The sequence below is a fragment of the Streptomyces flavofungini genome (assembly GCF_041028215.1).
In the GTDB taxonomy this organism is placed as follows: domain Bacteria; phylum Actinomycetota; class Actinomycetes; order Streptomycetales; family Streptomycetaceae; genus Streptomyces; species Streptomyces flavofungini_B.
On record NZ_JASKYR010000232.1, the window covers coordinates 1 to 10911 of the forward strand.

General features: G+C 72.1%; 9 protein-coding genes and 1 pseudogene. 6 read left to right on the plus strand and 4 right to left on the minus strand.

Annotation, left to right across the window (positions count from 1 at the left end; translation table 11 throughout):
• From AB8Z36_RS17700 to AB8Z36_RS17715, 4 genes and pseudogenes are all read left to right on the plus strand, one after another.
• Nucleotides 1–192 (plus strand): annotated as a pseudogene (locus AB8Z36_RS17700) (TetR/AcrR family transcriptional regulator); the annotation flags it as partial.
• 303 nt (nt 193–495) lie between these two features.
• Nucleotides 496–2067 carry a murein biosynthesis integral membrane protein MurJ gene (gene murJ, locus AB8Z36_RS17705; protein ID WP_440581940.1) on the plus strand — a complete coding sequence of 524 codons (1572 nt, stop codon included), beginning with the start codon at nt 496–498 and terminating at the stop codon, nt 2065–2067.
• A 276-nt stretch (nt 2068–2343) separates the two neighbouring features.
• Entirely contained in the window at nt 2344–4083 is a 1740-nt protein-coding gene (locus tag AB8Z36_RS17710; protein WP_369214294.1) for an ABC transporter ATP-binding protein, read from the plus strand.
• Nucleotides 4084–4333: 250 nt separating this feature from the next.
• Nucleotides 4334–5206, plus strand: coding sequence for an ABC transporter substrate-binding protein (locus AB8Z36_RS17715; protein WP_369214287.1), 873 nt, complete (start codon nt 4334–4336; stop codon nt 5204–5206).
• A 52-nt stretch (nt 5207–5258) separates the two neighbouring features.
• Here the strand turns inward: AB8Z36_RS17715 and AB8Z36_RS17720 are convergent, their stop codons facing one another.
• Complete coding sequence (locus AB8Z36_RS17720; protein ID WP_369214288.1) at nt 5259–5906, minus strand: HD domain-containing protein; 648 nt, start codon at nt 5904–5906, stop codon at nt 5259–5261.
• A 140-nt stretch (nt 5907–6046) separates the two neighbouring features.
• On the opposite strand from AB8Z36_RS17720, the gene AB8Z36_RS17725 reads away from it, so the two are divergent.
• Nucleotides 6047–7051 (plus strand): GlxA family transcriptional regulator, encoded by a 1005-nt coding sequence (locus tag AB8Z36_RS17725; protein WP_369214289.1) that lies wholly within the window; start codon nt 6047–6049, stop codon nt 7049–7051.
• Nucleotides 7052–7063: 12 nt separating this feature from the next.
• Here the strand turns inward: AB8Z36_RS17725 and AB8Z36_RS17730 are convergent, their stop codons facing one another.
• Complete coding sequence (locus AB8Z36_RS17730) at nt 7064–7666, minus strand: CGNR zinc finger domain-containing protein (RefSeq protein WP_369214290.1); 603 nt, start codon at nt 7664–7666, stop codon at nt 7064–7066.
• A gap of 72 nt (nt 7667–7738) precedes the next feature.
• Between AB8Z36_RS17730 and AB8Z36_RS17735 the strand changes: the two genes are divergently transcribed.
• On the plus strand, nt 7739–8182 hold the full coding sequence (locus tag AB8Z36_RS17735; protein ID WP_369214291.1) for a PPOX class F420-dependent oxidoreductase: 444 nt from the start codon (nt 7739–7741) through the stop codon (nt 8180–8182).
• Between the two features lie 20 nt (nt 8183–8202).
• On the opposite strand, the gene AB8Z36_RS17740 is transcribed toward AB8Z36_RS17735, so the two are convergent.
• The gene (locus AB8Z36_RS17740) at nt 8203–9654 is read right to left on the minus strand and encodes a glycosyltransferase family 39 protein (RefSeq protein WP_369214292.1); all 1452 of its coding nucleotides are present in this window, start codon (nt 9652–9654) and stop codon (nt 8203–8205) included.
• A gap of 63 nt (nt 9655–9717) precedes the next feature.
• Complete coding sequence (locus tag AB8Z36_RS17745) at nt 9718–10761, minus strand: tetratricopeptide repeat protein (protein ID WP_369214293.1); 1044 nt, start codon at nt 10759–10761, stop codon at nt 9718–9720.
• Between the last annotated feature and the right edge of the window lie 150 nt (nt 10762–10911).

Below are 10911 nucleotides of genomic sequence, written 5' to 3' on the forward strand. Positions count from 1 at the left end.
CTCGCGGCCCTCGCCGCCGACCCCGCCACCACGGACACCATCCAGGACCCACCGGCCCTGCGGCTCGCGGTCCGCGGCTGGCTGGCCTTCATGGTGGCCGTGTGCCTGGAGTGGCTGGAGGAGCCCGAGCTCACGCGGGAGCAGGTACGGGATCTCTGCGCGAAGGCGCTGTTGGGAGCGATTTCGCGGTGAGGTGGGGGAGGGCGGGATTCTCCCGTGCCCGTCGTGCCCCGTCCCCCGTACTCCGTGCCCCATACTCCGTGCCCCGCGTCCCACGGGCCTCGTCGTAATTCGCGAAGTCCCTGCTCAGGGCCCGTTGTCAGTGCTGCGTGCGAAGATCGGGCGCATGAACCAAGAACCCGGCGGGACCGGCGGGAGCGGTCGGCCCGCGGAGCCGCTGAACCGACTTGCCGAGCCGGTGAACCGACTTGCCGAGCCGGTGAACCGGGACGCGGAGCGCTTGGCATGGTGACGCTCGCCCGTTCCTCGCTCCTGATGGCCTTCGGCACCGTGGTCTCCCGGGCCACCGGGGTGATCCGGCAGGTCCTCCAGGCCGCCGCGCTCGGCACCGGCCTGCTCGCGAGTACGTACAACACCGCCAACACCGTCCCCACCAGCCTGTACACGCTCCTGATCGGCGGCGCGCTCAACGCCGTCCTGGTGCCCCAGCTGGTGCGCTCCCGCGCGCAGGACCCCGACGGGGGCACGGCGTTCGAGCAGCGCCTGATCACCCTGGTCGTCTGCGTCCTCGGGGTGGGCACGGCGCTCGCGGTATGGGCGGCACCGCAGATGGTCGGCCTCTATATGCGGGACACCCCCGGCAACCACGAGGCGTTCGAGCTCACCGTCGTCTTCGCGCGGTTCCTGCTCCCGCAGATCTTCTTCTACGGACTCTTCGCCATGCTCGGCCAAGTCCTGAACGCCCGCGAGAAGTTCGGCGCGATGATGTGGACCCCGGTGCTGAACAACGTGGTGCTCGTCGCGATGTTCGGCATGTACCTCGGCCTGATGACGGTTCCCGACAGCGTGCGGGACATCGGCGCCGCCCACGTCAGGCTCCTCGGCATCGGCACCACCTGCGGCATCGCCGTGCAGGCCCTCGCGCTCGTGCCGTTCGTGCGCGCCGCCGGTCTGCGTTTCCGGCCCCGGTTCGACTGGAGCGGCACCGGCCTCGGCAAGAGCGTGCGGGCCGCCCGCTGGACCCTGCTCCTCGTCCTCGCCAACCAGGCCGCGCTGACCGTCGTCAGCAATTTCGCCAACGCCGCCGATCAGCGGCTGCCGCACGACGGCGTCGGATACACGGCGTACTCATACGCACAGACCATCTGGCTCCTTCCGCAGTCCATCGTCACCGTCTCCCTGGTCACCGCGCTGCTGCCGCGGATGAGCAAGGCGGCGGCCGAGGGCCGCACCGCCGATCTGCGCGCCGAGCTCTCCCGCGCCCTGCGCGTCACCGGCACCGTGATCGTGCCCGCGGGGTTCTTCTTCCTGGCCTTCGGACAGCAGACCGCCGAGCTGCTCTTCGCCCACGGCACGTCCGACGCCGGAGCCACCGAGCCCCTGGGCCACATGCTCCAGGCGTTCGGCCTCGGCCTCATCCCGTTCTCCGCGCAGTATCTGCTCCTGCGCGGGTTCTACGCCTACGAGGACACCCGCACCCCCTTCTGGATGGCGACGACGATCGCGGGCCTGAACATAGCCCTGGCAGCCGCCTGCCATTGGCTGCTGTCCCCGCGCTGGGCGGTCACCGGCATGGCCGCCGCCTACACCGTGTCCTACGTCATAGGCCTGCTCATCACCGCTCGGCTGCTGCGCCGACGGCTCGGGGGATACCTGGACGGACGCAGGCTCGCCCGGACCTACGGCAAGCTGACGCTCGCCTCCGCCGGTGCCGGAGCGCTCGGCTGGGCCGCCGCACGCGCGGGCGGTGAGGCGGCCCCGACGGGCACGGTCTCGACCGCCCTGGCGCTGGCGGCCGGTGGCGTGACGATGGCGGTGGGGTACCTGCTGCTCGCGCGGCTGTTCCGAATACCGGAGCTGCGGCTGCTGCCGGGCTTGCGCCGCTGACGCCCGGGGGCCGTGCTGATGTCCGAGGGCTGTGCTGATGCCCGGGAGCCGTGGTGTCAGTGCGTTGCCGACACCGATGCCGATCGATCAGTCAGGTGGAACGGCGCCTGTCGCGTCCTGCACGACGTGACCGATGCCGCCGTGACCCAGACGTCCCCGAACGACGCCCAGCACAGACCCGAACCCGATGACCGACGTGGGACCGATGCCCCTCCCGGACCCCACGACCGACCCGACGTCCGAACCGGCGACCGGAAGGAGGCCGCCACGGAGCGACTGCCCGCCAAGGAGACCTGGCAGGCCCTGTACCGCCACTTCCGCCCGCACCGCGCCGCCGTCGCCTTCGGCGCCCTGCTCACGCTGATCGGAGCGGCGACCGGCCTGGCCCAGCCGCTGGCCGCCAAGGAGCTCGTGGACCGGCTCGGCGGTGACGGTTCCGTCGCCGGAATCCTGCTGCTGCTCACCGCCCTGGTCATCCTGGGCACCGCGATCGAGTCGGTCGGTGCGTACATACTGGAGCGCACCGCCGAGTCGGTGGTGCTCGCCGCACGGCGCACCCTGATCGGGCGGCTGCTGCGGCTGCGCCTCCCCGAGGTGGAGCGGACCCAGCCGGGCGACCTGATGTCACGCATCACCTCGGACACGACGCTGCTGCGCGCCGTCACCACCCAGTCGGTGGTCTCGGTGGTCTCCGGCGGACTGACCTTCGTCGCGACCATCGTGCTGATGGGGCTGATGGACCCGGTGCTCCTCGGCGTCACGCTCGGGGTGATCGTGCTCATCGGCGGCGCGGTGTCCCTGGTCATGCCGAAGATCGCGCAGGCCACGCGGCGCGCCCAGGAGGCGGTGGGCACGATCTCCACCGCTCTGGAACGGGCCTTCGGAGCCTTCCGTACGCTCAAGGCCTCCGGCGCCGAGGAACGCGAGGCGGCGGTGGTGCAGGACGCCGCGCGCGAGGCGTGGCGGCACGGCGTGCGGACGGCGAAGTGGCAGTCGGTGGCGGCGAGTTCGGTCGGCCTGGCCGTGCAGGTGTCCTTCCTCGCCGTCCTCGGTATCGGGGGCGCGCGCGTCGCGTCCGGCGCGATATCCGTCTCGACGCTGGTCGCCTTCCTGCTCTTCCTCTTCTATCTGATCGACCCGGTGTCGCGCATGGTCGAGGCGGCGTCGCAGTACCAGGTGGGTTCGGCGGCGGTGGCCAGGATCGTGCAGGCGGAACGGCTGGAGACCGAGCCGCTCACGGAGCCGGGCGGAGGCGGCACCGCGCGTCCCGCCGGACCGGCCTCGGTGGCCTTCGACGAGGTGACCTTCCGCTACCGGGAGGAGCTGCCCAATGTCCACCACGGTGTGAGTTTCGAGGTGCCGGGCCCCGGTATGACGGCGTTCGTGGGCCCGTCGGGCGCGGGCAAGACGACGGTGTTCGGGCTGGTCGAGCGGTTTTATGAGGCGACGGGCGGGCGCGTCCTCGTAGACGGCGAGGATGTGAGGCAGTGGCCGCTGGCCGAACTGCGGGCCGCGATCGGGTACGTGGAGCAGGACGCGCCCGTCCTCGCGGGCACCCTGCGCGAGAACCTCGTGTTCGCCGCGCCCGGTGCCACCGACGCCGAGATCCGCGACGTCCTCGTCCGCGCGCGCCTCGACGGTCTGGTGGAGCGGCTGCCCGAGGGCCTGGACACCCTGGTCGGTCACCGGGGTTCGAAGCTGTCCGGCGGCGAGCGGCAGCGCGTCGCGATCGCCAGGGCGCTGCTCAGGAAACCCCGCCTGCTCCTCCTCGACGAGGCGACCTCGCAACTGGACGCGGTCAATGAACTGGCCCTGCGCGATGTCGTCGCGGAGGTCTCCCGCGAGGTCACGGTCCTGGTGGTGGCCCACCGCCTGTCGACGGTGACGATGGCGGACCGGATCATGGTGATGGACGCGGGCAGGGTGCGGGCGGTGGGCACCCACGCCGAACTGGTCGCGTCGGACCCGTTGTACGGAGAGCTGGCGGCGACCCAGTTCCTGGCGACCTCGACGTGATGGGCAGTCAGAACAGGACGGGGGGCCACGGCATGACAGGGCGCCACGACACCCCGGCGTGAACCCTGCCGCCCCCCCCCGGAGCGCCGCCTCCGTGCCACCTCCGAGCCGCGCCGCGCCCGGCGGGCCTGTGTACCGCAAGTCGGCCCCGGGCAGGTAGCTCCGGTACGGCCACGGTGGAAACCTCGCGACAGGGCAGACATCACACGAGGTCGGGCCGTGGTACGGGAGCAGCGGGAGGAGTCGCACCATGGCACATGAGACCACCCACGAACGCCACGCATGGGAGTTCACCGACGACCGGGACCACCTCGTGCGGGCCGCGAGCCGTCCGGCCCGCATCGTCACCTACTTGCCGACCGGCGCGGCACTGCACGATCACGGCATACGTCCGCTCGGCGTCTTCGGATCGGCGCACGACGATCCGGCCGTGCCGGACGCGGCCAAGTCGGGCAGTCTGCCCCTGCCGGAGATCGCCTACTTCGGCGCGGGCCAGGCGCTGGACACCGAGGCGCTGCTCGACGCGGAGCCCGACCTGATCGTCGCCCTCACCTACGGTGGCGGCCAGGTCTACGGCATCGACCCGGAGGCCGCCAAACACCTGGAGGAGCGGGTGCCGCTCGCGGTGCTCGACGTGGGCAGGGGCCGCAGCCTCGCCGGGATCAGGGGTCGGGTCACGGCTCTCGCCCGCACGCTGGGCGCACCGGAACAGCGCGACGACGAACTCGACCTTGCCGCGGTGGAGCGCGAGGTCAGTGCGGCGGCGGCCGGTCCCGTGCGGCCGCGCGTGCTCGCCCTCTCCCCGGCGGGCCCGGACTCCGTACATCTGGCGCGGCCCTACGCCTGGCCCGACCTGGCCGCGCTCGCGGGCCTCGGTGTCGGCCTCGTGGACCCGGCGCCAGGCCAGGGCGCCAACTGGACCACGACGACCTGGGCGGAGGCGTCCGCCCTGGAACCGGACCTCGTCCTCACCGACGTGCGCGGCAACGCCGCCGCGCTGGGCGACGCCCTCGGCCCCGGCGTCCGGACGCTGCCCTGGAACCCCGAACTGCCGCCGAGCGCCCGGCAGCAGGCCCGCTTCTGCGCCACGCTCGCCGACGCGCTGGAGTTCGTGAAGTTCTGAGAGCAACCAGTGAACCGGCTCCGCGAGCTGCTCCGTGTGCCAGCTCCGAGAGCTATTCGTCCCAGGGCGAGTCCTGGATCACCTGGACGAAGTCGCCCCGCCGGAAACCGGGCACGAAGTGCTCAAGGACATCGGCCTTCACATTGCCGAACGTGGTCTCCGGCTTCGGGGCGATGCCCTCGGTGAACGCCGCCAGGATGCGCCGCTTGAAGTCCGGGCGCGGATGCAGTGCGGTGATCGCGGCGCGGTCCGCATCGGTGATGTCGTCGTAGCCGATGCCGAGTACGTCGTACTCCACCCCGGCGGTCACCAGGGCCACCTCGGGTTCCATATGGGCGGGGATGCCGGGGGTGGTGTGCAGCGCGATGGCCGTCCATACGCGCCGCACACCGTCCTCCGGCACTCCCCGGCCCGCCAGGAAGCGGCGGGCCTCGTCGGCGCTGTCGACCTCGAACCGGCGCCCGCTGGAGCGGAAGCGCTCGCCGAGGCCCAGGTCGTGGAACATGGCGCCGATGTAGAGCAGCTCGGGATCGAAGTCGAGGCCGCGGTTGCGGCCCTGGAGGCTGCCGAACCAGTACACGCGGCGGGAGTGGTCGTAGATCAGATCGTCCGTGGTGTCGCGGACGAGCGCGGTCGCCTCGGCGGCCAGCTTGGAGTCCGGAACGGAGATTCCGGCGGCGGAGGACGGCTGTGCATTCATCGGGCGGCTCCTGTCATCGGGCCCCAGAGCCTGTGCGGCTCGTTGCGTACTCAAGCCTGGGGCAGCGGGTGCGGACCCGCCATGTCCACCGGGACAGGAATCCCACAGATCCGGACACCGCCGCCGTCTACCCTGGAGCCATGCGCCAGTCATCCAGGGGCGACGGGAGCGGGCGGCCCGTCCACGACGTCCTCGTCCTCGCCTTCGACGGCGCCCGCCTCCTGGACGTGGCCGCCCCGCTGGAGGTCTTCCACACGGCGGCCCGCACCACCGGGGCCTACCGGGTGCGGGTCGGCACGCCCGACGGGCGCGACGTCACCACCTCCACCGGACTGCGCATCGCCGCCGACCTCACCGCCGACGACGCGGGACGGGTGGATACCCTCGTCGTCCCGGGCCCCGCTGACCTGCGTCTCCTCGATGAGCGCCCCGGACTCGTGGAACTGGTGGCCCGGCTCGCTCCCGGCGCGGGCCGGGTGGCGTCGGTGTGCACCGGGGCCTTCGCCCTCGCGGCCGCCGGACTGCTGCGGGGCCGGAGGGCCACCACCCACTGGGAGTACGCCGACGACCTGGCCCGCGCCTACCCCGACACCACCGTCACCCCGGACGCCATCTACGTCCAGGACGGCTCGGTCCTGACCTCGGCGGGTGTCACCGCGGGCATCGACGTGTGCCTGGCGCTCGTCGAGGCGGACCACGGGCCGGACGAGGCCCGCCGGGTCGCCCGCGACCTGGTCGTCTTCCTCCAGCGCCCCGGCGGGCAGTCCCAGTTCTCGGCGGCGTCGCGCACCGCGACGACCCGCCATCCGGTGCTGCGTCCGCTCCTGGACGCCATCGCCGCGGACCCGGCGGCCGATCACAGCCTGCGGGCGCTGGCCGCGCGGGCGAGCCTCAGCGCCCGCCATGTCTCGCGGCTCTTCGCCCAGCAGGTGGGCAGCACGCCCGCCGCCCACGTGGAGCGCATGCGCGTGGAGGCGGCCCGCATCCTCCTTGAGCGCGGCGACTCGGTCACCGACGCCGCGCTGCGCAGCGGCCTGGGCAGCGACGAAACGCTCCGCAGGGTCTTCGCCCGGCACCTCGGGACGACGCCGTCGGCGTATGCCGCACGCTTCCGTACGGCACGGGGCGGCCCGGACGGCGGTTAGGTGGCGCCGTGCTCAGCCCTCGTCCGCGCGGCGCGCGCGCAGTGTCCGCACCTTGTGCAGGTTGCCGCAGTGCTCCATGGAGCACCAGCGGCGTCGGCCGGGGCGTGAGGTGTCGACGAAGAGGAGGTAGCAGTTGTCGGAGGCGCACCTGCGGATGCGGTGGGCGAAGGGGCCCGTCAGGAGTTCCACCGCGTCGCGGGCGACGGTGGAGAGCAGCGCGGTTCCGTCCGCGGGCTGCCGGTAGGACCGCTCGCCGTCGGGGCCGATCACCGGGGCCAGCGGCGGGTGGGCGGCGGCTTCGTTGACGGCGGCGATGTCGGCGGGGTCGGGTGTCTCGTCCAGGGCGCGGGCGGTCGTCGCGCGGAACAGCGCGTCCCGCAGCCGCCGGGCCTCGGCCACCTCGGCCCCGGACACCTCAACAGCGGGGGTGGGGGTGAGCCGTGAGCGTTCGGCCCAGGCGGCCAGGTCGTCCGGGGCGTGCAGCACCTCGTACCGCCGGAACTCACCGGGGCCGCCGGTCGTCAGCAGTTCGAGGCAGAGCGCGCCGGGGTCGAAGCGGTAGCCCGCGCCGGTGTGGGAGCGCAGCAGGATGCCGGGGGCAGCGGATGGGGCCATGTAACCAACATAAAGGGTTACGGACGGCACCGGGCCGGGTCATGTCACGCCGGGCCCGCCTAGACTCCCGTCATGGACGACACCCCGGACGACACGGCGCCCGACACCCCGGACGAGACCTCCGGTGAGACCCTCGAAGCGCGGCTCACCCGGCTCGCCGCCGGAAAGTACCTGCTGGTCAGCAGCGCCCGAAAGGACGGCACCCTGGTGCCGAGCCCGGTCTGGGTCGTGCCCGACGGCGACGCGCTCGGCATCTGGACGCCCAGCGAGTCCTGGAAGGTCAAGCGCATCCGGCGGCGCGCGGACGTCATGGTGGGCCCGTGCGACGTGCGGGGCAACCCGACCGGTCCGCAGGCGCCCGCGACCGCGGAGATCTGCGGGCCCGAGGTCACCGCGCGCTACCGCACCCTCATCAACCGCAAGTACAAGGTCGTCGGCTTCCTCACGCTGCTGGGCAGCAGGATCAGGCGCGGCCTGGACGGTACGGTCGGCATCCGCATCACGCTCACGCGCTGAACGGTGAGTTCCGAGGGGCACTACGGTCGTCGCTCGTACACCGTCACCCGTCGTCCGTGGACCTGCCGGTCCGCCACCGCGATGAAGTGCGTCCTCAGGGCAGACATCTTCGCGTCGTCGCGCTCAGCCGCAACAGGCTGAGCCACCTCGGGCGCATCGGTGACCAGCAGTATGCGCCGCTGTGCCAGCACGGCCCGCTCTATCCGGCCGGGGCTCGCCTCCAGACCCTTCAGGGTCCCGGATGCCGAAGGGGACCGCGCCAGAGCGATGTCCCGCAGGCCGGTGAAGTGTCCGGGCGAGACCAGCGCCGTGTCCCGCCGAGCCGCCGGGACGAAGAGCACCGCGTCTCCCTCGCTCTTCAACCGCCCCACGTCCTTCGCGGAGGCCAGGACGTCATCGACTCGACTGGCAGGGGAGCGCTTGGCCGACAACTGCGGCATGAGCGCGACGACAGCCAGCGACAGTGCTGCTGGAAGGAACCACATCCAGGTCCGTGCGGCCCCTTTGCCGATCGCGTCGACCGCCGCACCGAGCAGCGCACCGATCAGCAGGGCGAGACCGAGCATGCTGAACAGTATGTAGCGGTCCAGGAACAACGGCTGTACCAGGGACAGGCCGACCAAGCCGATGTGCGGGACCGCCAGCAGAGGCAAGCCCACAGCCGCGATCGACAGCCGGCCGGCCCGTCGACGGTCCGCGAGCGCCCCGAACCCGCCGATGGCCAGCACAATGGCCGGTCCGATCAGCATGTGGCATGTCAGCGGTGGAATCCAGGAGACCTGGTCCGACTGCGTCCGGCTGAACAGGATCAGCGGCGACGCACCCGCCGTCGCGGTGGCTGCGGCGCCCGCCCAACGTGCCCACACCCCACGTCCGGCCTTCACCCAGGCCAGAGTCAGCAGGTGCGCGGGCAATATCAACAGGGACAGCCAGTTCAGGAGTGCGCACACCAGCACCGAGCCCGCGTACACGGCCCATGACTTCGAGCGTCCACCCTGACCGAGCATGACCACCAGCGAGAGGGTGGAGATACCCGCACCCATGGCGACGAGCGCGTACGGGCGCCCTTCTTGCAGATAGAACTGCACGGCAGGCAGCAGCCCGAACGCAAGCCCCGCCGCCACCCCGACCCAGCGGCCCGCCAGCCGACGGCCGATGGCCGCCACACACGCCGCCGCGACCGACATGGCGAGCACGGAGGGAAGCCGCAGGGCCGTGGTACCGGGGCCGAAACACTCGAAGACGCCATGCATCAGCAGGTAGTAGAGCCCGTGCACGGCATCGACCTGCGCGAGCATGCGCCAGATGTCAGCGACGGGCCGCTGTGCCACCTGCCATGTCGCCGCCTCGTCCCGCCATACCGTGTGCTGCCGCGAAAGGCCCCACAAGCCGAGAGCGAAGGTCCAGAGAAGGGGGAGCGCCCAGAAGAACGAACGACGCCAGAAACCGGCAATGCCAGCAATACCAGCCATAATGCCTATACCGGCTATAGGTAATTTCATGGAGCTTTCAGTCACTCAAGACGGCCGGTGAACCTACGCGCTGACGGCGGCTCTTTCGGCCGCCGTCTCGGCACGGAAGGCGATCACCATGTCGCGAGCGTGCCGCAGCCCCATGCGCCCGAAGTCGGCCTCCAGGGCGTCCAGTTCGGCGAGGGTGTCCGCGCGGTCGCGGCCGAGCCGGGCGCGGCACTTGGCGAGCCCGAGGCGGGACAGCGCGGCTCCGCGCGGCTCCCGCATGGCGGTGAACTCGTCCAGGGCGACGGCATAGGTGTCGCGGGCCTCGGCGTAGCGCCCCGCGCGGTACAGGACGTTGCCGCGCATCTTGAGGTTGTAGGCCAGCGCGCTCGCCAGGTCCATGGCCCGGCAGACCTCCTCGGCCGTGGAGAGCAGCGCGAGCGCCCGGTCCGGCTCGTCCCGCAGGGAGAGGACGTCGGCCACGCCCCGCAGCGACCAGGCGCGCCCCCGGGCGTCGTCCGCCTCCGTGGAGATCCGCACGCACTCCTCGAACAGCTCAAGGGCCTTGGTGTGCTCACCGGTGTTGCGGTGCATCTGGGCGATGCCGGTCATCGCCCAGACCATGTGCCGGGCCTCGCCGTGCGCGCGGCCCTGTTCGAGCAGCTGCTCGTGGAGCTCGGCGACGGCGGCGTAGTCGCCCTGGATGCGGCCGGTCTCGGCGAGGCCCGCGAGCGCGTAGCCATGGGCGAGGCGGTCGCCGCTGTCCGAGGCGAGCGTGACGGAACGGGCGAGCAGCCGCCGGGCCAGCGGCAGCGCGCCGCACTGCCGGGCGAGCGTGCCGCCGCTCCACAGCGCCCACGCCATGGCGCCGTGGTCCCCCGCGGTGCGGGCACTGCGGTAGCTCTGCCGCCAGGCGGCACCGGCGTCGTCCACCCGGCCGAGCCGCCGGTTGGCCTCGGCCACCGCGAGGGCGGCGCGTGCCCGCTCGGCCGCGCCGCCCGCCCGGGAGAGCGCGCGGCCCGCCGTGGCGAGCACCTCCTCGTAGGACGAGTTGACGCTCAGCTCCGAGCCGAGACGGCCCTGGTACTCCGGTGCGAAAGCCTTGCCGTACTTGCCGTGCATGAATCCCCGCGGCCCCTCGAACATCGACGACGTGACGTGATCACGAAGCTACGAGGGGGGCGGGGGCGGCGAATCCCTCCGCGTACGGGTCATCGCGTACCCCGGAGGTGCTACGCCCGAGGGCGTGATCCGTCGCGCGATGTACTACGC

Excerpts from the sequence above, each read along its gene's own strand:
- AB8Z36_RS17745 (WP_369214293.1), bottom strand. The coding sequence starts at position 10,761 with ATGCACGGCAAGTACGGCAAGGCTTTCGCACCGGAGTACCAGGGCCGT.
- AB8Z36_RS17730 (WP_369214290.1), bottom strand. The coding sequence starts at position 7,666 with ATGGCCCCATCCGCTGCCCCCGGCATCCTGCTGCGCTCCCACACCGGC.
- AB8Z36_RS17735 (WP_369214291.1), top strand. The coding sequence starts at position 7,739 with ATGGACGACACCCCGGACGACACGGCGCCCGACACCCCGGACGAGACC.
- murJ (WP_440581940.1), top strand. The coding sequence starts at position 496 with ATGGCCTTCGGCACCGTGGTCTCCCGGGCCACCGGGGTGATCCGGCAG.
- AB8Z36_RS17720 (WP_369214288.1), bottom strand. The coding sequence starts at position 5,906 with ATGAATGCACAGCCGTCCTCCGCCGCCGGAATCTCCGTTCCGGACTCC.
- AB8Z36_RS17740 (WP_369214292.1), bottom strand. The coding sequence starts at position 9,654 with ATGGCTGGTATTGCTGGCATTGCCGGTTTCTGGCGTCGTTCGTTCTTC.
- AB8Z36_RS17725 (WP_369214289.1), top strand. The coding sequence starts at position 6,047 with ATGCGCCAGTCATCCAGGGGCGACGGGAGCGGGCGGCCCGTCCACGAC.
- AB8Z36_RS17715 (WP_369214287.1), top strand. The coding sequence starts at position 4,334 with ATGGCACATGAGACCACCCACGAACGCCACGCATGGGAGTTCACCGAC.